General features: G+C 42.1%; 21 protein-coding genes. 6 read left to right on the top strand and 15 right to left on the bottom strand.

The genetic code is table 11. The annotated features are described in order from the left end of the window. Nucleotides 1–195 precede the first annotated feature (195 nt). Nucleotides 196–1,026, top strand: a complete 831-nt coding sequence (gene dapB / locus ACS8FB_RS09935; protein ID WP_439262565.1) for a 4-hydroxy-tetrahydrodipicolinate reductase — start codon at nt 196–198, stop codon at nt 1,024–1,026. Between the two features lie 194 nt (nt 1,027–1,220). Here dapB and ACS8FB_RS09930 read toward each other — a convergent pair whose 3' ends face one another. From ACS8FB_RS09930 to erpA, 8 genes are all read right to left on the bottom strand, one after another. Beyond that, nucleotides 1,221–2,396, bottom strand: a complete 1,176-nt coding sequence (locus tag ACS8FB_RS09930; protein ID WP_439262628.1) for a type III PLP-dependent enzyme — start codon at nt 2,394–2,396, stop codon at nt 1,221–1,223. A gap of 140 nt (nt 2,397–2,536) precedes the next feature. Then, nucleotides 2,537–3,091: a peptide deformylase gene (gene def / locus ACS8FB_RS09925; protein WP_439262563.1), complete on the bottom strand. Its 555-nt coding sequence runs from the start codon at nt 3,089–3,091 to the stop codon at nt 2,537–2,539. A 228-nt stretch (nt 3,092–3,319) separates the two neighbouring features. Next, complete coding sequence (locus tag ACS8FB_RS09920; protein WP_439262561.1) at nt 3,320–3,574, bottom strand: GlsB/YeaQ/YmgE family stress response membrane protein; 255 nt, start codon at nt 3,572–3,574, stop codon at nt 3,320–3,322. 386 nt (nt 3,575–3,960) lie between these two features. Continuing rightward, nucleotides 3,961–5,493 (bottom strand): UDP-N-acetylmuramate:L-alanyl-gamma-D-glutamyl-meso-diaminopimelate ligase, encoded by a 1,533-nt coding sequence (gene mpl / locus ACS8FB_RS09915; protein WP_439262559.1) that lies wholly within the window; start codon nt 5,491–5,493, stop codon nt 3,961–3,963. 262 nt (nt 5,494–5,755) lie between these two features. Next, nucleotides 5,756–6,415, bottom strand: coding sequence for a copper resistance protein NlpE (locus tag ACS8FB_RS09910; protein ID WP_439262557.1), 660 nt, complete (start codon nt 6,413–6,415; stop codon nt 5,756–5,758). 428 nt (nt 6,416–6,843) lie between these two features. Continuing rightward, on the bottom strand, nt 6,844–7,365 hold the full coding sequence (locus tag ACS8FB_RS09905; RefSeq protein ID WP_439262555.1) for a disulfide bond formation protein B: 522 nt from the start codon (nt 7,363–7,365) through the stop codon (nt 6,844–6,846). A gap of 66 nt (nt 7,366–7,431) precedes the next feature. After that, nucleotides 7,432–9,006 carry a glutamate--cysteine ligase gene (gshA, locus tag ACS8FB_RS09900; RefSeq protein WP_439262554.1) on the bottom strand — a complete coding sequence of 525 codons (1,575 nt, stop codon included), beginning with the start codon at nt 9,004–9,006 and terminating at the stop codon, nt 7,432–7,434. 402 nt (nt 9,007–9,408) lie between these two features. After that, on the bottom strand, nt 9,409–9,789 hold the full coding sequence (gene erpA / locus ACS8FB_RS09895) for an iron-sulfur cluster insertion protein ErpA (protein WP_299218789.1): 381 nt from the start codon (nt 9,787–9,789) through the stop codon (nt 9,409–9,411). Nucleotides 9,790–10,332: 543 nt separating this feature from the next. On the opposite strand from erpA, the gene ACS8FB_RS09890 reads away from it, so the two are divergent. Then, on the top strand, nt 10,333–12,354 hold the full coding sequence (locus tag ACS8FB_RS09890) for an ATP-binding cassette domain-containing protein (RefSeq protein ID WP_439262552.1): 2,022 nt from the start codon (nt 10,333–10,335) through the stop codon (nt 12,352–12,354). Nucleotides 12,355–12,466: 112 nt separating this feature from the next. Here the strand turns inward: ACS8FB_RS09890 and ACS8FB_RS09885 are convergent, their stop codons facing one another. Continuing rightward, nucleotides 12,467–12,829, bottom strand: coding sequence for a septal ring lytic transglycosylase RlpA family protein (locus ACS8FB_RS09885; RefSeq protein WP_439262550.1), 363 nt, complete (start codon nt 12,827–12,829; stop codon nt 12,467–12,469). Nucleotides 12,830–13,166: 337 nt separating this feature from the next. Here ACS8FB_RS09885 and ACS8FB_RS09880 point away from each other — a divergent pair, with 337 nt between their 5' ends. Beyond that, on the top strand, nt 13,167–14,198 hold the full coding sequence (locus tag ACS8FB_RS09880; protein ID WP_439262548.1) for a DnaJ C-terminal domain-containing protein: 1,032 nt from the start codon (nt 13,167–13,169) through the stop codon (nt 14,196–14,198). Nucleotides 14,199–14,302: 104 nt separating this feature from the next. Next, nucleotides 14,303–14,626 carry a chaperone modulator CbpM gene (locus ACS8FB_RS09875; protein WP_439262546.1) on the top strand — a complete coding sequence of 108 codons (324 nt, stop codon included), beginning with the start codon at nt 14,303–14,305 and terminating at the stop codon, nt 14,624–14,626. A 92-nt stretch (nt 14,627–14,718) separates the two neighbouring features. Here ACS8FB_RS09875 and sstT read toward each other — a convergent pair whose 3' ends face one another. From sstT to ACS8FB_RS09855, 4 genes are all read right to left on the bottom strand, one after another. Further along, nucleotides 14,719–15,921, bottom strand: coding sequence for a serine/threonine transporter SstT (gene sstT / locus ACS8FB_RS09870; protein WP_299218779.1), 1,203 nt, complete (start codon nt 15,919–15,921; stop codon nt 14,719–14,721). A 282-nt stretch (nt 15,922–16,203) separates the two neighbouring features. Then, nucleotides 16,204–16,683, bottom strand: coding sequence for a DNA polymerase III subunit chi (locus ACS8FB_RS09865; RefSeq protein WP_439262544.1), 480 nt, complete (start codon nt 16,681–16,683; stop codon nt 16,204–16,206). 21 nt (nt 16,684–16,704) lie between these two features. Continuing rightward, complete coding sequence (locus ACS8FB_RS09860) at nt 16,705–18,375, bottom strand: leucyl aminopeptidase (RefSeq protein WP_439262542.1); 1,671 nt, start codon at nt 18,373–18,375, stop codon at nt 16,705–16,707. Between the two features lie 316 nt (nt 18,376–18,691). Then, complete coding sequence (locus ACS8FB_RS09855; protein WP_439262540.1) at nt 18,692–19,297, bottom strand: cysteine hydrolase family protein; 606 nt, start codon at nt 19,295–19,297, stop codon at nt 18,692–18,694. 518 nt (nt 19,298–19,815) lie between these two features. Between ACS8FB_RS09855 and lptF the strand changes: the two genes are divergently transcribed. Both lptF and lptG read left to right on the top strand, forming a co-directional pair. After that, nucleotides 19,816–21,018: an LPS export ABC transporter permease LptF gene (gene lptF, locus ACS8FB_RS09850; protein WP_439262539.1), complete on the top strand. Its 1,203-nt coding sequence runs from the start codon at nt 19,816–19,818 to the stop codon at nt 21,016–21,018. Then, nucleotides 21,018–22,226, top strand: coding sequence for an LPS export ABC transporter permease LptG (gene lptG, locus ACS8FB_RS09845; protein ID WP_439262537.1), 1,209 nt, complete (start codon nt 21,018–21,020; stop codon nt 22,224–22,226). Before lptF ends, lptG begins: the two co-directional genes overlap by 1 nt. A 77-nt stretch (nt 22,227–22,303) precedes the next feature. Here the strand turns inward: lptG and ACS8FB_RS09840 are convergent, their stop codons facing one another. Together ACS8FB_RS09840 and ACS8FB_RS09835 are read right to left on the bottom strand one after the other, a co-directional pair. After that, on the bottom strand, nt 22,304–22,912 hold the full coding sequence (locus ACS8FB_RS09840; RefSeq protein ID WP_439262535.1) for a class I SAM-dependent methyltransferase: 609 nt from the start codon (nt 22,910–22,912) through the stop codon (nt 22,304–22,306). Between the two features lie 202 nt (nt 22,913–23,114). Beyond that, nucleotides 23,115–23,495, bottom strand: coding sequence for a hypothetical protein (locus ACS8FB_RS09835; RefSeq protein ID WP_439262533.1), 381 nt, complete (start codon nt 23,493–23,495; stop codon nt 23,115–23,117). Between the last annotated feature and the right edge of the window lie 12 nt (nt 23,496–23,507).

The following is a 23,507-nucleotide window of genomic DNA, read 5'->3' as shown; positions in this document are numbered from 1 at the left end:
TCTATAGTCAGGTCAATATAAAAGAGATACAGTGAGACTGGGACAAATTTTGCGCAGCCTCTGTCAGCGTAGATACAGCATGCAAGAAAAATTTTCCCCAGTCTCGCGTCATAATCTAGTGTATCCATTTAATTTAGTATCAACTATATAACCTCAAAAATAACCATATAAAACAATAAGGCTTTAGGAAAGAATATGACTCAACAAGCGAAAGGACAATTTATCAATGTCGGCGTTATCGGGGCTGGCGGTCGTATGGGGCGTATGCTAATCGAAGCAGTGCAAGACAATCCGCAAACGTCATTAAGCGCAGCTATTGAGCGTCAAGGTTCCAGCTTAGTTGGCGCTGATGCAGGAGAGGTAGCCGCTATAGGACGTTTAGATATCAAAGTTGTCGATGACTTGAGTGCAGTAATTGATGACATAGATGTCTTAATCGACTTTAGCTTACCCGATGCCACCGAACAAAACATGCAAATTTGTGCTGAGCATCAGGTAGCGATGGTTATTGGTACGACGGGGTTTAGTACACAGCAAGAGCAAGTGTTGTTCGAGGCCAGCAAGCATACGGCCATTGTCTATGCTGGCAACTACTCTACTGGTGTTAATTTGTCATTGAAGCTATTGAACATGGCAGCAAAAGCATTTGGTACAGATGCTGATGTTGAAATCATTGAAGCACATCATAAGCATAAGATTGATGCTCCATCAGGCACCGCTTATATGATGGCGGAGGCTGTTGCAGAAGCACGTGGACAGAATCTAAAAGACGTCGCTATCTATGGCCGTGAAGGCCAAACAGGGGCACGTGAAATAGGTACGATCGGTATCCATGCTATTCGCGGCGGCGAGATAATTGGTGATCATACGGTCATGTTTATCGCGGATGGCGAAGTGGTTGAGATTACCCATCGAGCCCGCGCACGCATGACCTTTGCCGCTGGAGCCGTACGCGCAGCGACTTGGATTATTCAGCAGCAAGCTGGACAATACAATATGCAGGATGTATTGGGTTTAAATGAGTAGTTATCATCTGTAACTTAAAAATGATTTAAAACATTAACCAGTCCTAAGCCTTAATGAATAGCCATTGCATATCTATCATCACTGCGTAGACCATAAGGGTCAGAGTTTTTCAGGTTAGTAAACAAGCTATATAAAAAAGGGCGGTACTGTTCATCACAGTACCGCCCTTTTCTATCAATAATACCGACGAAATCTCAGTCAATATAGACCACTTCTAACGGCGGAAAGCCATTAAACTCAACAGACGAGTATGAGTTGGTATAAGCACCAGTCGTTAGCCAATAGATTTTATCACCAACTTCTAACTCTTCTGGCAATTGATAACCTGCTTCTTCATACATGATATCAGTCGAATCACATGTTGGGCCTGCCAGTACGACTGTGCCTTCACTGGTCGATGTTTCCATTTTTGGCGTATAGACCGGATATTTTATCGCTTCACCCAAGGTTTCGATCAAACCTTGAAACAAGCCGACATCAGTGTATACCCAGCGGGCTAAATCAGTATGCGACTTACGCGAGATGAGTACCACGTCACTGACTAAGACCCCTGAACCTCCAACCAATGAGCGTCCAGGCTCAAGGATAATCTCAGGCATGTCCTCAGCACTATAATCATCGCTTAAATAGCGTGTAATCTCTTCCGCATAGACCTTTACAGGATTGACTTCACTGATATAGTTGGCTGGAAAACCACCACCCAAATTGATCATTTGTAGCTTAATATCTTCTTCATTTTTCATCCAGTCAAACATATATTTGACCTTGGCAAGTGCATCATCCCATGCTGCTACGTCTTTTTGCTGACTACCTACATGGAATGAGATACCATAAGGTACCAAGCCCAAATCACGTGCCTGTACCAGTAGTTCAAGCGCCATATTAGGATGGCAACCGAACTTGCGCGATAATGGCCATTCAGCGGTATCTGAACCTTGTACCAAGATACGCACAAACACTTTAGAGCCAGGTGCCTGTTCGGCGATATTTTTTAAGTCAGCTTCTGAGTCGGTTGCATATAAATCAATACCTTTTTCAAAAGCATATTTGACATGTGCCGCTTTTTTAATTGTATTACCATAAGAGATACGGGACGCATCGACACCGCAGTCAAGAACGCGATCAAGCTCATAGATAGAAGCACAGTCGAAGTTTGAGCCAAGATCAGCCAGCAAGTTGATCACTTCCACAGCAGGACTGGCTTTCATTGCATAATGAATCTTAGCAGTCGGGAACAAATCTGCCATTTCAGCATATTTAGTTTTAATCCGACTCAAATCAACCACAAGCAAAGGCGTCTCACGACCTTCAGCAGCTTTAGTAAATTTTTTCCAGCCAGTAGGGTCAAAATATTGGTCAATTTTGATCATGGTCATGAGAAGAAGCCTTTAAGGTAAATAGAATAACGAGACAATAAATAGAGCTAATCTCTAGGAACAAAGATAGCTTTTGAAAACAGCCTTTAGAAAGAATCAAATAACAAAGAAAACAATAAACTAAGCGTCATAAGTTAAGCATTAGTTGTCTGCGTCTCTTTACTCACTTGTCTCTCGCCCTGTTTCTCACGTACTTTAAGTACTTTACGGACTTTGTCACGTGCGCGAGTCTGCTTTAATCTTGATAAATAATCGACAAAGATGACTCCATTTAAATGATCCATCTCGTGCTGAATACAGACAGCCAACAACCCTTCTACTTCTTTATCAATGACTTGACCATTTTCATCTATTGCCTCGATACGTACTTTATTGGGACGTTCAACCTTATCATAGACATCAGGCACAGAAAGACACCCTTCTTCATATGGTTGTTTTTCTTCTACTAGCGGTGTTACTTTTGGATTGATAAACACCATAGGTGAGTCTTTGTTTTCAGACAAATCCATAACGATCAGTTGAACATGCTGATCAACTTGTGACGCGGCTAGACCGATTCCTTCTGCGTCATACATAGTCTCGATCATATCAGTGATTAAAGTTTTGATCTCATCATCGACTTCTTTAACTGGCTTTGCGATAGTACGCAAACGTGGATCAGGATAACTTAAGATAGGGAGTAATGCCATGACGGAGCACCTCGATAATAGCGAATTGAATAGGCAATGTATTATAAGTTAAATAAGGGCAAAAGTGATAATAATCAACGGGTGAGCATATAAAAGGATGTACTAAGGTGTCACATAAGATACTAATAGCATCTAAAAAATAGCAATAGTATTTTGCATAAAAAAAGACCTTACATATGTAAAGTCTTTTATAGTGTCTGATAGATTATGCTATTTTATCTAAGCCTGTTATACACGGCGCTTGTTCACGATCATCTCATACAAAAATAGCAATATGATAGCACCGATGACTGAGAACAATAGACCAGTAAAGCCGCCATCAGCATCAATACCAATCAGTCCAGCGATAAAGCCACCTAGCATCGCACCAACGATACCTAATACGATAGTCATAATCCAACCCATAGGGTCACTGCCAGGTTTGATAGCTCGTGCCAATAGTCCTGCAACAAGACCTACGATGATCATCCAGATAAAGCTCATTATTGTTCTCCTAACGTATTACGAATAGTAAAATTTTATATGAATTTTTCTTAAGACTTTTCTAATGTTGATAGCAGCATTGTAAACATTTAACGTCAGTATAAATAAGCATAAAGTGTTACCAGTGTAGGCACTATGTGAGAAAAGATAGCCATTTGCTATCTTGCAGATGAAATTGGTAAATGAGAGGTTACAAAAGTAATCTCAGTGATATTAACGTTACTAAGTAGAATCATACTTTTGTTCAAAAAATAAACAGAGAAAATGGAGCTTATAATAAGGTATAAAAAAGCGCTATTTTTAATCATAAAAATAGCGCATTTAAATGCAAATCAATTCTACATGCTGTTAATTAGTTGCAATGAGTCACAACTCAACAAGAAGGGCTAAGTTTGAGCATTTAATTCATACAATGAAGCCAATAAACGCTGATGGATACCTTCAAAGCCTCCATTCGACATAATGACAATCGCATCACCCGCTTGTGCATGCGTCGTAACATGATTAATAATATCTTCTATACTGTTTATAACCTGCTGATTGCTGTTGTGTTTTGCCCGATCAATGACTTCTCGTAATCCCCATTCAAGACCAGCAGGCTCATACCAAAGTGTATGATCTGCTAGCGCTGCTGATTGGGCCAGACTGTCCTGATGAATACCCATTTTCATGGTATTACTACGTGGTTCAATAATCGCCCATAGCCGTCTGTTGGTGAGTTTCTTTTTAGCACCATCTAAGGTGGTCGTAATCGCGGTAGGGTGATGCGCAAAGTCATCAAATACTAAAATGTCGTTAACATCTCCGATTAATTCCATCCGACGCTTGATACCTGCAAAAGCTGAAAGCGCTGCACATGCGGTCGAGATATCTACTCCGACATCATAAGCGGCGGCTACTGCAACTAGCGCATTATTGACATTATGTATACCGCTCATCGACCAATCAACAATAGCGCTCACTGATGGGTCAGCGTTAAAGCTAACTTTGAACTGACTGCCATCTTCTGTCAACAGTGTCGCTTGCCAGTCGCTTGCAATAGTCTCATTGGTAGCGCTTTTTTTGTCTACCGCTTGTACGTTTGTGAGCTTCTCATTCGTCACAGCAGTGCGCCAAACTGGCGTCCATACACCTTTAGCCAAGGTATCTTCTAAACTGCTGGTCGTAGCTGGCATGATAATCTTACCAGAACTTGGAATCATACGTATCATATGATGGAATTGAGTCTGGATAGCATTCAAATCAGCAAAAATATCGGCATGGTCGAATTCTAGGTTATTTAAGATAGCAGTCCGAGGTCGATAATGGACGAATTTTGAGCGTTTATCAAAAAACGCAGAATCATATTCATCCGCTTCTATGACAAAATAACCCGATACTGCGGATGTTGTACTGTCTTTTTTGGTAGGGCTTGCTTCATCATTGGAATCAATGTCTGCCCCTAAATAGCTGCTATGCGCAAACACATTTTGCAGGCGCGTATCGCTCGTATCCACTAATGGCACACCGCCAATCAAAAACCCAGTATCGATACCTGCATAATGTAATATCCATGCCAGCATAGTCGTCGTGGTTGTCTTACCATGCGTACCTGCTACTGCTAAAACATGCCGTGATTGCAATACTTGTTCAGAGAGAAACTGCGGTCCTGAAATATATTTCATGCCTTGATCCAGCACATATTCGACGACATCCATACCACGCTTCATCGCATTACCAACCACCACCAAATCAGGCGTTGGCTGCAAATGCTGTATAAGGTAGCCTTCTTGGATAGTCACCCCAGCGTTTTGAAGCTGAGTCGACATAGGAGGATAGACACTAGCATCTGAGCCTGTAACCTTATGTCCAAGCTCTCGCGCCAATAAAGCCAATGAGCCCATAAAAGTGCCACAAATACCAAGAATATGAATGTGCATAGAGGCTCCACGCTATGATGATAAGAATTAAATGAAGTTGTACTGGCAAAAACGAACCTTTAATACACTAAAAAAGGTTCAGTATCTAACGGCTACTAAACTGTTCATTAGTGCTAGCAGCGCTTATTGTAAAGTAAACACCAATAGATAACCAATAAAAAACGCCCAACAAGTAGGCGTAGATAGTATATTTAAAAGGCGCTAACAAAGTTGTAACTATATTGATATACGCATGATGGTAGCTGACTTTATAAACAATTACTTATTTAAGTGATAAAGTATAATCTGTATTCAAGGTATCGTCATCATTGAGCATAACGAGATGGTTGTTGTCAATACGATAGCTTTCAATTTGATCGTTTTCATAAACAATAGTAATAGTGTCATTGTCTTGACGATAGATACCATATTCAGTCAGGGGTACTTTGGGAGTAGTTGGGTTTTCGTAGATGCTCGTCTTGGTGATTGAACCATCAGCGAACAAATTTAGGGTCACTGTAATACCAGAACAAAATGAGCATGGCAATATACCTACATAATCGCCAATCAAAGTCGCCTGTAACTCGCTATCCGTATTGGCATCTGAAATCATCGGAGTACGTCGATGCTGTATGTTGTCAGGGCTATCAGGTTTAGCCGCCATCATTAAAGAGTTACCGTCATCGGTACTCGTTATATTGTCTGCTACAGCAACACTTTCACTATCGTCGTCTACCTGTATAGAGTCATGCTTGTTGTTATGGCGAGCTTTGCTATCAGTCAAAGACTGTTTAATAGAGGCATTATGAGCAGCAGCGGTAGTAGATGACTGACTGTCACAGCCAACCAAAACCATACAAAGCGACAGAGGTAACACAAAACTACCAAAGCGTTTGATAGAAGAGGTCATAACAAGCGGAGTAGGAATAGAGTTTTTCATCATATAAAAATAAATGCTTCTTTAATAGCAAAAAAGTGTATTAGACATTCACTGATAGACTTCTCAATAGTAACGTCAATAAGTTATAGGAGCGTTGTAAAAACGTCACCGACTCCAATGAAGCGTTTTTATCAATTTTTGTATTTAGTTCTTATTAAGCGACCACTCATCTGTAACAAATCCTACTTTTAGGATAAGCTAGATTAGAGATAGTCAAAGTTGAAGAATGAACGGTTATATAAAAGGAATAAACGCTGGCTACTCTAACAAACGAATATTACTCTTATGTAGGTGTTCTGTTAGAGTAAGTAACCCTAAATGAGTTATATTGCTAATAACCAGTCGTTTAGGAGGCTTTATCGTAGACACGATATAAGGTGGTATAAAAGGTAGGCTATAACAAAAGCGTGATAATAGTTAAATGACTATAATCAGGCTAGTGTCTCCACTGGACGAAAGATACGCCATAATATCAATATATGTACTAGTAGTAGTAGGCTGAAAAATATTAAGGATTGCTCAGGAATACTAAGTCCCATAAAGGTCCAATCAATAGTTGCGCATTCACCTGAGCCTGAAAACACCTCCTTAAAAACCTGTAAAATAGGTAAGGTATCGAGCCAGTAGTCTAAACCTGGCCCGCATGAAGGTACTTGGTCAGCAGGTAAATGCTGTAACCAAACATGACGTGCTGCTACGATTGTAGCCCAGCCAATACCCACCAAGCTACCAAGCCATAATAGCAAGCGTATCGCAATCGACTTTGGGTGAAACAAAGCGGCTACTAATGCAAAAGCGCCCATGACCATTAAGCCAATACGTTGAAAGATACAAAGTGGACAAGGAGATAACCCCATATAACGCTGTAAAAAAAACAACGCGTAACTCATACCAATCACAGTCATAAAGACCAAAAATACTTGTAAACTGCGATAATTGGTCAGTTTTTGCATGAGCGACATACTCTTATAAAATGGTTTATTTATCAGTAGGATGTATTAATAGTGGTCAATTATTTACTAACGATACTGCTGCAAAAAGTCTATAAAACTTTCAGTCTCAGCTGTTTCAACTTCTGCTTGCTGCAAAATAGATTTTTCTGCCAGCACCTCATATTTGGCTTGGGTGTTTGGACTAAGCGTCTGCTGTAACAATGAATCACGATGCTGCTGTGCCAAGGTAAAACCAAGCTGCCATAGACTGCCAAGTCTTTTGCTATCGGAGTTTACTTGTGCAGAAATGGTCGACTCAGGATGCCCTGCCTTTCCTTGCATCAACGCCACAGCTGCACGGTAATCATTACCGCCATAATGTGCATCGAGCAATGCTGCCAGTGGCTGCATACGTTCTAAATGTACCAGCATCCAGCTCTCAAGCAATTGCTCTTCACCATCATTGATAATGTGCAAGCCTTCACGACGGCCTTCATTTACCACGCGCTCAAGATTAATGGCCAGTGCTTCTTCTTCGTCAGGGAGCAGATCAGGGGAGTCGCTTAACAGACAGTACAGCGCCATCACTTCTAAGAAACAGGCGCTAGAAAGACGAATACCAATATCACTATAGGGGTCGAGATCGATGGCGCGGAACTCAACGTAGGCAATGCCGCGACGCTCAAGCGCTTCGGTTGGTGTCTCGCCACTCATGGCAATTTGTTTTGGGCGAATGGGGCTATAATACTCGTTTTCTATTTGCAAAATATGATCATTAATCTGAATAGGATTACCATTAGTATCATTTAAACCCAACGCCTTGAAACTCTCATGCGGCGTCTGAATAGCACGGCGTAACCCTTTGATATACTCAGGCAAGTTGTTATAGCGGATGTCTAGCTGCTCTTGCACACTATTGGTATAGCCAAGCTTGCCCATACGTAGGCTGGTGGCAGCAGGTCTATAATAAGTTGACTCATTTAGCAGTTCTAAGTCATGTTCACGTCCGGCCACAAAACAAGGACAAACGCTTGGGCTGGCGCCCAGTAGATATAGTACCAAACTGGTCAAGCGCTTAAAGTTACGGATAAGGCCCAGATATTTTTCATTCTTAAACTCTGTCAACGTTTGACTTTGTGCTGTTGGTATTTTAGCTTGCCAAGCTTCAAATAAATTATCACCGAAAGATAAGTTATAATGTAAGCCTGCAATAGCCTGCATACGGCGACCATAACGAATACCAAGGCCACTGCGGTATAAAGTTTTAAGCTTACCGGTATTAGAGCTACCATAATCAGCCAGCGGAATATCTTCATCTTTAGACGACAGCATGCATGGCATGGATAGCGGCCACATCAGCTCGCCTTCAGGGATACCTTGATAGACCAACACATGCAGCTGACGCAGCATATTTAACGTCTCTTTAGGAGAGGTCTTGGGATCAGTGATGAGCTCAAGCAGACTTTCTGAGTAATCCGTCGTAATAAACGGATGGGTGAGTTTTGAGCCAAGTTTGGTTGGGTGCGGTGTTTGCGCCAAAAAACCATCTGGCTTAACGCGCAAACCTTCTTTTTCGATACCGCGGAGCATACCCGCTAAATGCTGAGTGTCAAACCAATTTGGGATGTCAAAATTAACAAAGCTGCTTGCAAAATTACTCATAATAGTCATCTATTGTTATTTATTATGGCAGATCAAAACGCAACTGACGTTTGACCATAAAAGAGGTAAATATTAGGATGAAGAATTCCGTCAGTTTAGCTCAAAGCCGCTATGAAAACCACGGACAATTACAAATACAATAAGCTTTACCCAAGGCCAACTGACTGGATACCGACGAAAAAATAGGTTAAAAATAATAGCAAAAACCCAAACTCAATAGTTGTTTTTTATCTGTATTTTCTCATTAAATGTGCATTACTTTCTCAGAGGCTTCAGCCGACTCCAGCGTACTTATATGCTTAAGATAAAGTCTGAGACTAAAAAGCACCCAACAATAAGATAGGTGCTTGAAAAAATAATTTAAACAATAGCTAAATTGGCTGTCGATATAGAAGAAGCCATTTAGATAGAGAATGATGAACCGCAACCACAAGTCGTGGTCGCGTTCGGATTTGTCACGATAAAGCGTGCGCCTTCTAGGCCTTCAGTATAGTCCACAGTAGAGCCTTGTAGGTACTGATAGCTCATTGAATCGACAACCAATGTAACATCGCCATTATCAAAGTTAGCATCGTCTTCGTTTAGATCATTGGCAAAGTTAAAACCATAAGAAAACCCAGAACAGCCGCCACCAGTCACATAGACACGTAACATCAAGTTGCTGTCACCTTCCTCTTCACGTAGGCGACGTACTTTTTGGGCGGCACTATCCGTTAGACTTAAGATAGTGGGGTCTACAGGCTGGCTTGAGCTTGGACTAAATTGGTTGGCTGATTCGTTCATATCTACCTCAGTTGCTAGGATCAAATGCTGTCGTCGTCCTGTTTGGGTTTGCCATTAAAAGCTTGCAAAAAAAGATACACACGGCGTTTGATTTGATTGAGTGCTGTCATTATGGCAAAACTATTGGCGTATTATAAATATTATATTTGTATAATCACAGCACTTTGATGGTTGCTGGCATCTGCCTTATTGCAGTATATCATATTGGGGGTAGCGTTGGATTTGTCAAGAGTCATGCTGGATATCTTGACTTAATGACCCAAAGATAAGTAGTCATTATTGAAACTACTCCCAATACTGTACTGACGCTTTGATCATTATGAGATTGATACGACACTAAGAATACTAAAACCTGTGCATACGATTAAAAGCGTTATGTCGTTCTATAAGCTTTTTAGCATAAATTTGTTTGAATTTGAAATAGTTATTTAATCGTTTGCCTATCGGCTAGGCGTTTGAAATAATAGCCACCAATTAGCACGCCCTAAGTGTGTTTTTATTGCTGCTTTATATTTTATATTACTGTTGAGATGAAGAAGTCCTATGATCGAATTTAAAGACGTTGGTGTTCGCCGTGATGGTCGTGAGTTGTTTGCAGGCGCAAGCTTCCAGCTCCACCCGGGCCATAAAGTAGGCTTGACGGGCAACAACGGCACTGGCAAATCTACCTTGTTTGCCTTGTTACTCACGCAAATGGGCGCAGGCGATACCGAGGTTACCCTTGATAGGGGTGAGGTGAGTATTCCTGATAGCTGGCAGGTTGCCCATATGGCGCAAGAAGTCGGTGCCAGTACGCAGACAGCGATTGATTATGTCTTGAGCGGTGACGAGCAGTGGTATGAGATTAATGCTGCTTTGAATGACTTAAGCGCCGTCAGTGATGAGCAGATTGGCGTGTTGCATCAGCAGTTCGATGAAATCGATGGCTATCGTACGCCGACCAAAGCGGCGCAAATCATGGCAGGACTAGGCTTTAAGACAAGCCAGCATGAGCTGCCAGTAGAAGGGTTCTCAGGTGGGTGGCGTATGCGCTTAAATCTTGCCAAAACTTTGATGAGCCGTGCGGACTTGATGCTACTCGATGAGCCGACCAACCATTTGGACTTGGATGCTATTTTATGGCTTGAAACTTGGATCAATGCCTTTACTGGCCTAGTTATTGTCATCTCACATGATCAAGCATTTTTAGATGCGACCGTCGGTCATATTCTACATGTTGAACAACAAAAAATCACCCTTTATACAGGGAACTATCAGCAGTTTATTCGTACCCGTCATGAGCGCATGGCGCAGCAGCAGCAAGCGTTTGAAAAACAGCAAGCAACCAAAGCCCATTTAGATGACTTTATTCGCCGCTTTCGTGCCAAAGCCAGTAAGGCCAAGCAAGCACAGAGCCGTATCAAGCAGCTTGAGCGTATGGCAGAGCTATCACCAATGATGGCGGACAACCCATTCTCGTTCCGTTTTTATGAGCCTGCCAATATGAGCTCACCGCTGATTGAGATGACGCAGGCTGATATTGGCTATAGCGATACGCCGCTTTTGTATAACGCAAGCGTACAAGTAACACCTGATACCCGTCTGGGCCTGCTCGGTATGAATGGTGCGGGTAAATCAACGCTAATTAAGGCCTTGGTCGGTGAGCTAAAGATTTTGTCAGGTACTTACCGTGTGTCTGATACCCTAAAGCTTGGCTATTTTAACCAGCATCAGATGGATGCATTGGATGCAGCGGCCACCCCTCTACAAATGCTGCGTCGCCTAGCAGGCAAAACCTCTGACGCTGAGCTGCGCTCGTTCCTTGGTAGCTTCGACTTTCGCGGGGATCGTATTGACACCCCAAGTAAGCTTTTCTCTGGCGGGGAGCGTGCGCGCTTGACGCTGGCTTTGATTGTCTGGCAGCGCCCAAACGTTCTTGTCCTCGATGAGCCGACCAACCATTTAGACTTACAAATGCGCCAAGCGTTGACCATCGCGTTGCAAGGGTTTCAGGGGGCAGTGGTGTTGGTCTCGCATGATCGTGAGCTGATTGCGAATGTCTGTGATGAGTTATATTTGGTGCACGATGGCCAAATTGATGAGTTCAATGGCGATATCAGTGATTATGGTAAGTGGCTAGCAGAAAAACGTAAACAAGAGAATGCGCCAGATAAGAATACTGGCAAAAAGAAAAGTAAAAAAGAGAGTAAGAAGTTTGTTTCACGTGAAACAGATACTGGCTTAGTAAATAGTGAAACATCTACTGCACCAATAAAAGATAAAACTGCTCAACCTGCTCTTAGTAAAGATGAGCAGCGTAAGCTGGCGGCTGAACAACGTAAGCTAACAGCGCCTATTCGCCGTGACATCGAAGACACAGAAAAGGCTTTAGCTAAGATGGATAAGCAACTAATAACGTTGGAAGAAAAGTTAGCTGACACTGATCTTTATGAAGAGAGCCGCAAGTCAGACTTGTTACGATTGTTAGATGAGCAAAGTGCGCTACAGCAGCAGCATAGCGATAATGAAGAGAAGTTGCTGCTATCAATGACGACATTAGAGGAAATGGAAGCAAAATTTGACTAGGTGGCTTTAACGATTTAGTAAATGGTTGTTCGCTTATAATAATCATTATAGTAGCTATAAAATAGTAGTCGCCATAAAAAAGGGAGAGCGCCGGCTCTCCCTTTTTACTACATCATTGTCTACGGTATTTACCATCACCATAAGATAAGATCTTCATAGTGGTGGTACAAAGTTGACAGTTTATTTTACCAGCAGCGCCTTTAGATAAATCAAGGATTCGTCCCGGAGTAAAAGGTCCTCTATCCGTAATTTTTACTATGACGCTTTGCTTCGTCTTTTTATTGGTCACTTCTACTTTTGTACCAAATGGTAACGTTTTATGAGCGGCAGTCATCGCATTCATATTAAAAATACTACCACTAGCGGTACGTTTGCCATGGAACTTACTACCATAATAACTGGTATTACCAGCAAATGCGGTGGTAGTCAGTAGTAGTGATAACGTGACTATCAAAGACTTGATCAAATAAGACATTTAATACCTATATGCAGTTTATAAAATAGACAGATACTCTTGCCTATGTTATTCATAGTCCCTATGAGTATGAATAATATGGGTATTTTACAATAAAAAGCTTTCTTAGTCCTTACTGTACTGTAAAAAACGCTCGAGTTCACAGTTTGTCCAGTTCATATGTGTTTATTTTTATAGTGAAACTATTAATAGCAATATTACTCTTAATATTTATATAACGGTCTTTGCTTCTTTTATTGTTATCATCATCGTTAAGTGACATCAAAATTTCATACCATATTATTTAAAATTGGCATACCAATATCATCAACATGCTTTTGTTTTAAGGAACTACCACATGGCAGAAAAAAGCTACTATGACATTTTAGGGGTCAAAAAAGACGCCTCAGACGCTGATATCAAAAAAAAATACCGTAAGCTTGTACGTCAATTTCATCCCGATGTGAGTGATGATCCAGATGCTGATAATAAAATTGCTGAAATCAATAACGCCTATGAGACGCTTAGGGATAAAGACAAACGTAGCGAATATGACGCTATGTTAGACAATCCATTCGCTGGTCAAGGCGGTGCTGGAGGTTTCGGCGGTTTTGGTGGTCAATCAGCTAGCGGCGGGCAAGGCGGCTTTCGCTGGGAAGATATCAAAGATCAGTTTGGCGATGGTGAAGCTTTTGGTGGTGGCGGATTTCGCTTCGACGATATATTTTCAGCATTTGGTCGCGAGGCACGTGGCTCTGCTGGTGGACAGGCAGGCAGTCGCACGCAAAGTAGTGGCTTTGATCAATTTGGCGGCGGTTTTGGCGCACAAGATAACAAGGGTCAAGACCAACATGCAGAGATTACGGTGGATTTAGCCTCGGTATATAGCGGTGATGACTACAGTATTAAGTTAAATGTGCCGGTTCGTCAGCCTAATGGTAGCGTAGGTTATGAGAATAAAACGCTCAAAATTAAGATTCCTAAAGGCATCACAGATGGCAAGCAAATACGCCTAGCGGGACAAGGCGCGGCTGGCATGAGCGGCGGCAAAAACGGCGATTTGTTTTTAAAGGTTAAAATCAGCCACACATCTAATATCCGTATCGAAGGCGCAGATGTCTATCAGACGGTCAATATTGCGCCTTGGGAAGCAGCATTAGGAGATAAAATAAACGTCAGTACGCCAGCAGGTACGCTTGGTGTCACGATTCCTAAAAACAGCAAATCAGGTAGTAACTTGCGTCTAAAAGGTAAAGGTATCCCTGCTAAACAAGCGGGCGATTTATACTTAACCTTAAACATCGTTAATCCTGATATCAGTAGCGAGGCTGCCACTAAAGCTTATGAGCAACTAAAACACGCTTTTGCCGATACCGCTATTAATCGTTAAAAGTCGTTATTTATAGCTGCCAATCAATGTGACAAGCTATAGGTCATAAAGCGCAAAGATGAATACGATAACGACGACATAAAGAGCAAACGAGGATAATAATTATGAAACACTCGCCTGAATTTACCGATATTATTATGAGTTTAGATGAGCTAGTGACTGCCTGTGGTCAAGAGCGTCAATGGGTCATCAAGTTGATAGAAGAAAACATCATCGAATATGACGTACCGGAGCGTGAGCAGTTTACGGGTTACCAGCTAACAACTGTACGCCGTGCCTCACGTCTCAGTCGCGACTTTGACGCCAGTGTACCAGCGATTGGTTTAATACTTGAGCTATTAGATGAGGTCGAGCAATTACGTCAGCTTAAGCGCCAGATAGATAGGCAAGCGCCGATCATTGAAGTAGATATTGAGCAGCTAAAATAGCCACGTCAATCGTAAATAACAGACCAGAAAAAAGGGCTTTTAAAAGCCCTTTTGTCATATTAGTGTTAGCGGTAATAATAAATGTGCATAAATTAACGTGAATACCTAGGATCAGCAGCAGCGGTAAATAAAACATCCGTTGAAGAGTTTAGTGCTGTTTCTGCTGAGTCTTGAATGACACCAATGATAAAGCCGATTGCAACCACTTGCATGGCAATGTCATTTGGAATGCTAAACAAACTGGCCGCCAATGGAATTAGCAGTAGCGAACCACCAGCGACCCCAGAGGCACCGCAAGCACTGACTGTGGCAACCAAACTCAATAAAAGGGCTGAAGCAAAGCTTACTTCGATACCTAAAGTATGCGCTGCTGCAAGTGTTAAGACGTTGATCGTAATCGCCGCGCCTGCCATATTAATGGTCGCACCTAGTGGAATGGTGACTGAATATGTATCTTCGTGCAGTCCCAGTTTGCCTGCAAGGTTCATGTTAACGGGAATATTGGCCGCCGAACTACGGGTAAAAAATGCCGTGATTCCTGATTCGCGTAGACAAGTGAATACGAGCGGATAAGGGTTTTTGCCAGTCTTGATAAGCACAATAAGAGGATTGGCAATCAACGCAATAAATAGCATACAACCGACTAGTACCATTAGGATACGAGCATAACCTACTAAAGAGGCAAAGCCGGTCTCAGCGACCGTATTGGCAACCAAACCTAAGATACCAAAAGGCGCTAGGGCGATGACCCACTTTACGACCTGTGAGATGGCATCAGCAAAATCGCCAACGATGGTACGAGCAGTGTCGCTGGCTTGACGCAGCGCAAAGCCAATAATAATTGCCCATGCCAAGATACCGATATAGTTGGCTTCAGCAATCGCACTGATAGGGTTTGCGACTAGATTCATGAGTAGGTTCGTCAATACCTCTTTGAGGTTAGCTGGCGGTACCTGCTCAATATCTGCATTCACGAGAACCAACTCAGTCGGAAATAAGAAGCTCGCTCCTACGGCAGTTAGTGCTGCCAGAAAAGTGCCGAAAATATACATGATAAGCACAGGTTTGACATAGACTTCGTTACCGCTACGATGTTGGCTAATTGCTGCCATGACCAAGACGAATACCAAAATCGGTGCCACAGCTTTTAGCGCACCGACAAATAGCGTTCCCAATAATCCCAAAGCAATACCGACACTTGGTGCCAGCCAACCAATTAATACCCCTAATATCAAACCAATAATAATGAGCGGTACCAGCCCTATACGCTTGTACATCGCAGTCAATGAACGCATCTATCTATCCTCAAATTCGTCAGTAAAAAATAAATTGTAGTAACAATAAAAAACGAGACGACAGATAGTAGCATTTTTTAACTTATTCACCTAATAGTGATTATTAGTTGACTATAAGAGCGACAATAACAATGATACAAAGTTAAAAATACAATGAATAAGAGAAAATAAGCAGGTAAGTATAGGCAAACTAATTTTTTCTCAATCAGTCTATTTAGAAGATTTATTACACAAGAATGAAGACAATAAGAGAGGGTGTTCTATAGCTTTAAGATTGGTCAATTATACTTTGAAGTGTGTCAATTCATAGCCTAACTGTTTATAGTGCTTATATTTATGACGCCCTTCTTGCACACTGGTTGTATCAGGCTTGATCAACTCAAGGACCCGAGTGGGCTTAGCGTTGCTAGTCACTGCCATAAAGTCGTTGACTGGATGTAGCGTGGTATTAAGTACGATACCGTTAAAATCAGCAGGCATATAGCTACCTAATAAAACCGGTGCTGACATTTTATTATTTGCTTTAGTAGCATTATCGTCAGGAATAGCGTTAGTTAAAGTTGCAAGGCATTGGTGCGGGATAAAGCTTGTCTCATCTTGAGTCCATAGTGCCTCATCAAGCGTCGACAACAAGGTTTTATCTTGAGTAAGAATTAATAGTGATTGATTACTTTTGTTGAGTGCTGTTTGAGTCAACTGACAAATAAAGCCCAAGAAATCTTGGGCTTTACTCTCACTTAATACATAAAAGCTAATTTTCATAAATGGGTTTTCGTCAATGAATTAGGCCATATTTGCGCTATTTTTCAAGTATTGCATAAATAATGGCACAGGGCGACCCGTTGCTGCTTTATCTTTACCTGAGCTCCACGCGGTGCCAGCAATATCTAAATGCGCCCATGCTTGACCTTCTTTCACAAAGCGTGACAAGAAACAAGCAGCGGTCACAGCGCCTGCACCTTTGCCACCGATATTTTGCATATCAGCGATAGGCGAGTCAAGCTGTGCTTGATAAGCATCATCCATTGGCATATGCCAGATAAGATCACCTGTCTGATTACTGGCGTTCTCTAATTCGAATAACACATCTTCATCATTACTAAAGACCGCTGAACGTACATGACCTAATGCGACCACACAGGCACCAGTCAATGTCGCGACATCAATGATGGCTTTTGGCTGATAACGTTGTACGTAGCACAAGGTATCTGCCAGTACTAAACGGCCTTCAGCATCGGTATTTAAGACTTCAACTGATTTACCGTTCATGGCTTTAACGATATCCCCTGGGCGAGTAGCATCGCCTGATGGCATATTTTCAGCGCAGGCGAGGGCGCCCACAACGTTGATCGGTAGACGCGCTTCACATAAGGCTTTGAGCGTACCAAGCACAGACGCTGAACCGCCCATGTCAAATTTCATCTCATCCATGGCCGCACCAGGCTTGATTGAGATACCACCTGAGTCAAAGGTTATGCCTTTACCGACCAACACGATAGGAGCATCATCGTTTACAGCTTGTGCATTATCATCGCTACTGGTAACTGCATTTTTAGCCGTTTTCTTATTAGAGGTTTTGGTTGGTAATTTATCAGCCAATGCTTTTAAACTGCCAGAAACTTTCGCACTACTAGTGGCCTCTTTGCTAGCGTCAGCATCGGCACTGAAATTAGATTTGCCGCGATACTCCATAAGTACCAGCTTACCTTCTTTGGTAGAGCCCTTAGCCACTGCTAAAAAGCACTCCATACCTAGCGCTGACATCTCATCTTCACCAAGTACGCTCACTTTTAATAGGTCAGGATAAGTCTTGGCAAGCGCTTCGGCTTGTTCTGCCATATACGCTGGGAAGCAAATATTGCCTGGCTCATTGGCCACATTACGGGTCAGACTTTGACCTGCAAATACCGATTGGGCAAAATCTAGCGCAGGCTGTAGTGACTCATCAGCCACCAAATAGATATCGGTCAATATTGGCGTAGTTTGCTCTGACTTATATTTGTCAAAACGATAGCTCGCTGCCAATAGATTGAGGGCAAATTGACCAAAATGGTTTTCTTCTAGAGTATCACCCAATGCGACAGTAATCGATGCCACACGTTTTTGAGTGCTGCTATAGATGGTTTTAGCAATCTTCTGTAAAACGGTTTCGTTCAGTTTATCAACATTACCAGCGCCAACTAATAGGAGTTGTACAGGGTTTTGCTTGGTGGTTTTTTTGTCCCCTGCCAGAGCATAATCTGCCACCGTCTCGCAAGCTTTACCGTTAAAGTGTGAGACCTCAATCAACTGCTCGATACGCGCGGTATAGTCAGTTAAAGCCGATTTGGCAAGGATGTTCTTTTTATCGTCCACCAAGACCACAAGGCAAGCTTCATCTTTACTCTTTGCTTCTTTTTTGAGCATTTTTTGCGTATGAGTCTTTGGCAAATGCTGAGATAGTTTGATATTCATATAGTTATCCTTATTAGAGTAGTAATATAAAAAGTGTTGATAAATGATGCAGATACTCACATCAAAATTATAAAATAAAAAGTCAAATAAGACAGATTATTGATCATTCATTTATCGGTAAACTCTGAACCTAAAATGAGTAAATCATGAATTCTACACTTTGACAGCGACTGCATTAACAGCGATACATTTTTAGTATATTTGATTATGGCTGTAGTGTAGCATATTGAATAATTCGTGCGCAGAGGGCAAGGGTTAGTGAATGTTTCCATATGTTTTTCTGCCCTATTCCCCCGCACTCACCATCTGCAACTGATTAGTCATTGATCAGCTCATCAGTTGATACTAACGCAGCGAACCTATCTTGCAACGCTGCCATAGCCGTATCGTGCATAGTGTTAGCACTTATCGTCTCTTTTTTAGCGTTGGGAAGGTCGCGAGTGGCACAAGCATCATGACAGACAAAATTAGTAAAGCCTAAGTCAAAGGCAGCTCTGACACTTGAGCTGACACACATATGACTCATAAAACCTGCAAAGATAATTTGCTGCTTTTGCGCAGCAGAGATAAGTGTACTAAGCTCAGTATTATAAAACGCATTAGGATGCTTTTTGGTAATGGTTTTTTCGCCATTCATCGGTTTTAAATCGTCAACAATAGCAACATTAGAAGATAATGGATCAAAAACGTTGCCATTGTCTTCACCATGATGGGCGATATGAAAGATAGGAATGTCTTTTTTGCGAGCCTTATCAAGCAGTAGGCGTGCATTGTCAATCGCCTTACTACCCGATTGACCTAGTGGCATAGCACCGTCCACATATTCGTTTTGATAATCGATAAAGACGATAGCGCAATTTGACCAATCAAGCGTATCAAATTCGCCACCAGCTAATTCAAGTAAGGTAGAGGGATTAGACATATTGTTCTCCATTAGGCTGCATAAGTAAGAAATGGGCTATTGGTATAGTAAATGTTGATCGTGATTTTTGACAATACATGAGTTTAGCAATGAATAGCGGCAATATTCGATCAGTGATACGAATGACAAACAAACCTTTTTATCTTTTCAAACCAAATCAACCAAAGCCTTTATATGACTAAACCAGTCTACCTATCGTTTTTATTAAGCTATATGACTTTATCGTATCGGACTACTTTATGTTATGAAAAATAAGCCATTGGCAAGGGTTAGGTAATGTTTCCAAACACATTTCACCGCTATTTTTTGCCAAAACGTGCTAGCATTAGCGGTTGTCTTGCTCGCTAGTCGTCACTAATTTTTATACGATGTCGCTAACCAGTGGTTCAATGATGTTTATATTTATTTAAGTATTTACCTGAGCAATGCTATCTCTATAATACCCAATCGACACCTTAAAAACCGTCATTAAGTTTGCGAAGAAACGCACCAATACCAACTGTTTAAGAGTACCTATTGTGATATTACGCCGCTACATGACCCGTCAGGTTGCCTCAACCACTGCTTTGGTATTGGGCTTTTTGGTAGTGATGATGCTTGGTGGTCGCCTAATACGTTACTTTGGAATTGCTGCTGAAGGGAATCTCGATATTGGCTTATTGTTTGTCATTATTGGTTATAACTTGCCGTATTTTTTAGAGCTTATTTTACCGTTGGCGTTTTTTATTGCGTTGATGCTGGTGTTTGGACGTCTGTATGTCGATCAAGAAATGGCGGTTATCAATGCCAGCGGCGTCTCTCGCGGTAAGCTTGCGCGATTGATGACCCCCTTAATTTTGGCATTGTTTGTGGGGGAGGCGGCATTATCGATTGTCGGTAAGCCGTGGGGGGTGCGCTCATCTGAGGCGGTTTGGCAGCAACAAGCATTGACAAGTGCTTTTGACTTAATTCGTCCCAATGAGTTTATTAGTAGCGGTAATTATCATTTGTATGTAGGCAGTCTTAGCGATGACAAAACGCAGCTACAAGATGTGGTACTTATCCAATCTGAGCCATCCAAAAAGTCAGCTGACAATACGGATCATTCTATTAATAAAGACACCATTACCTTGGCTAAGCGTGCTGAGCAAGTAGAGAATGCTGGTAGCGGTGTGACGCAGTTAGATCTATTCCAAGGTCGACGTTATGAAGTGGGCGCAGGTAGCCTGAAGTACAATCAAGTAGGCTTTGATCGTTATCGTATTACGTTAACTGAATCCTCAAAAGAGGTGGTGACTGAAAATAATATCGAAACCCAAGAAATCGGACCTTTATGGCAGGCCGCTACAGGTAGCGCACAAGTTGGTAGTGCTGATGCGCTACGAGCAGCACAAGGTGAGCTTGGCTACCGCTTTACGCTACCTTGGCTGATGATTATCGCTCCTATGCTTGCTGTACCGCTTGCACAAGTACGTCCGCGTCAAGGTCGCTGGTTGCGACTGTTTCCCTCTATTTTATTGTTTGTCAGTTGTGCGCTTGGCATCATATCTTTGAAGAATGCTGTGGGTAAAGGTAGCGTGAGCGTTTGGGCGTACGCATGGCTGGTACTAGGATTTATGGCATTGGCGCTTTATATGAATTGGGGCAGTCGCTTTCAGCACCGATTGCGTGTGCGTTTTGAAGATAAGTCATTGGGGTCTGTCGATAATTCAATAAAAGACTCTAATGGAGGTCAGCTCTAATGCGCGCCTTGTTATCTAAAGCTCAGATCCCTCAAAGCCGTTCCTCCAATTTAAAGGTGCTTGGACGTTATGTCAAAACCAATGCGCTTTTAGCGATTATCGCGGCGGTAGTTGGGTTATGGGCACTACAAGTCTTGTTTACCTACTTGTCTGAGCTTGAAGATTTGTCTGATAGTTATACCATGTCTGATGCGCTCAGATATATTTTTTACCGCTCGCCTTACTTTTTAGAGCAATTTATGCCAACAGGTGCACTACTTGGCGCAGTAGTGGGCTTAGGGTTGCTGGCTAGTAAAAGTGAGCTTGTCGTTATGCGTGCCGCTGGCGTCAGTATCTATCGCATCGTCGGCTGGGTATTGCAACCAGCGTTATTGTTTGTACTATTGGCACTAATGCTGAATCAGTTTGTACTGCCCAACTCTAACCAACTGGCTCGTGAAATAAACAACGAAGACAGCAGCTCACTAGTCACTTCAGTACGTGGCTACTGGACGATGCAGCCGCGCTTTCAAAGTACAACTGAAAGCAATACGGATGGTAACGTACAGCCTGATGGCAGTGATATTTTATATATCGATTATGCGGATGTACAAGGTAACATTGGTGAAGTCAAACGTTGGCATCTGGACAATAATGGTGACTTACAAACAGCCACTCATGCGATGGGTGGGCAGTACATTGGTCGTCAATCTTTGGGCACTACTGGCAAGCTAAGCGAGCAATATCGGTACGAGTGGCAGCTAAATAATATGACTAAGCTGTCCATCAATCAAGGCTTTGAGAGTAGCCAATCTAAGGCCTCATTAGATACTCTAAGTCTGCCCTTTGCACCTGAGTCCGTCTATTTACTGACTCGCAAAGCAGAGGATTTGTCTCTGACGCAGCTTTATGAACATCGTCAATTTATGCAACAACAAGGCAAGCGCTCGTTGCCACATGAGCTTGCATTTTGGCAAAAGCTGTTATCACCGCTGTCCATCTTATCGCTGGTGATTGTTGCTTGTTCATTCGTTTTTGGCTCATTGCGCACGCATAGCTTAGGTCTGCGTATTGTGGTCGCGTTACTTTTTGGTTTGCTATTTAGCTATGTGCAAGATTTGGTCGGCTTTGTCTCATTGGCGACGGGGTTTTCGCCCATGCTCATGGTACTGTTACCGATTATCGGTAGTGCTGCCTTAGGTTTTTATCTGATAAAACGGCAGATGTAGCCTAGGGAGCATCCTAAAGCATGCATAAAAAAACACGCTAACGTTAGCGTGTTTTTTTATGGCAGATATAAATCGTTTTAGTCTTTGGTTGCCATGGTAATGGTATAGGTCTTGCCTTGTTTGACCTTTTCACTATTGCCAAATACTTCGGTAAACGAGCGCTTCATAAACTGGCGCAAGCCATTGATAGTGACCACATAAAATCGTCCACCTTCACGCATGCGCGCATAGGCATCAAGGAAGTATAGATAATGCTGCTCCTTACCGACCTTGGCTGGCAAGTTTGACATCACAAGGCTAAAATCTTTGTCTTTTGCCACATGATTAAAGCCGTTTGATAAATGCACGTCGACATTGTTTAGACCATTTTGCACGCAGTTATGGCGTGCATATTCTACCGCCATAAAGTCTTTATCAATCAAAGTATGCTGACCATTTGGACATTCGCGTGCTGCTGTCATACCGAGCACGCCATAACCGCAGCCCAAATCTATCGAATCATCATCCGCTTGAAAGTCCACATAATCAAGCAGCATGAGGCTACCTTCATCAAGCTTTTGCGGTGAAAAAATGCCCCACGTAGTCGCAAAATCAAACGGCTTGCCCAGCACATCTTGGCGAAAGTTAATATCTTCGCGCCAGTGTTCGGCGTTTTTTAATAGGTCAGCAGGGGGTCTATGGCTCATGGGATTCTCGGATTATTTAATAAATAGAAGGTTAATATACTATGGCAGGTATTGTAACGAGAAAAGGGCAGGTTTGCAGTATCCTATTATGGAATTGTGGTGAGGTTTGAACAAGAGTAGAATATGCCTTACGCACTTTCATCAAGATAATGTCTAACATTAGTACACGAAGGGTACCTTATGACCAGATAAAAAATTAATCTTAAAATCCAAAATCAGACAATTTTTTATCATTTTTCTTCAAGATCTGTAGCACGAAGTTAGAATCAACGTTTAAGAAGAGCTCAATAACATCATGAATTCTCCAATAGTTATCTTCTGGGTTCTTAATTAGAATCGGAAGATGCTCTTTTAATAGCGGAATATATTCAACAAAACCCTTTTTACTTACCAGTCTAAACAGCCCTTTGATCTGGAATAATTGTGCATTAGATGCTTTAATTATAATAGATACAGGTTCAAATATCGCTTTTCTAGCTTGTTCCCCTTTACCTGCGTCTGACTGATTTGCCCAATAGCTAATAAACGCATATAGAACGTGTTTATAAGTCTCATCATATCCATACAGGCGATGCTGTATCATTCCTTGCAACTC

The organism is Psychrobacter sp. 1U1 (genome assembly GCF_051847535.1).
Taxonomy (GTDB): Bacteria; Pseudomonadota; Gammaproteobacteria; order Pseudomonadales; family Moraxellaceae; genus Psychrobacter; species Psychrobacter saeujeotis.
The sequence above is the reverse complement of the archived record's forward strand: the minus strand, read 5'-3'. Positions and strand labels throughout refer to the sequence as shown.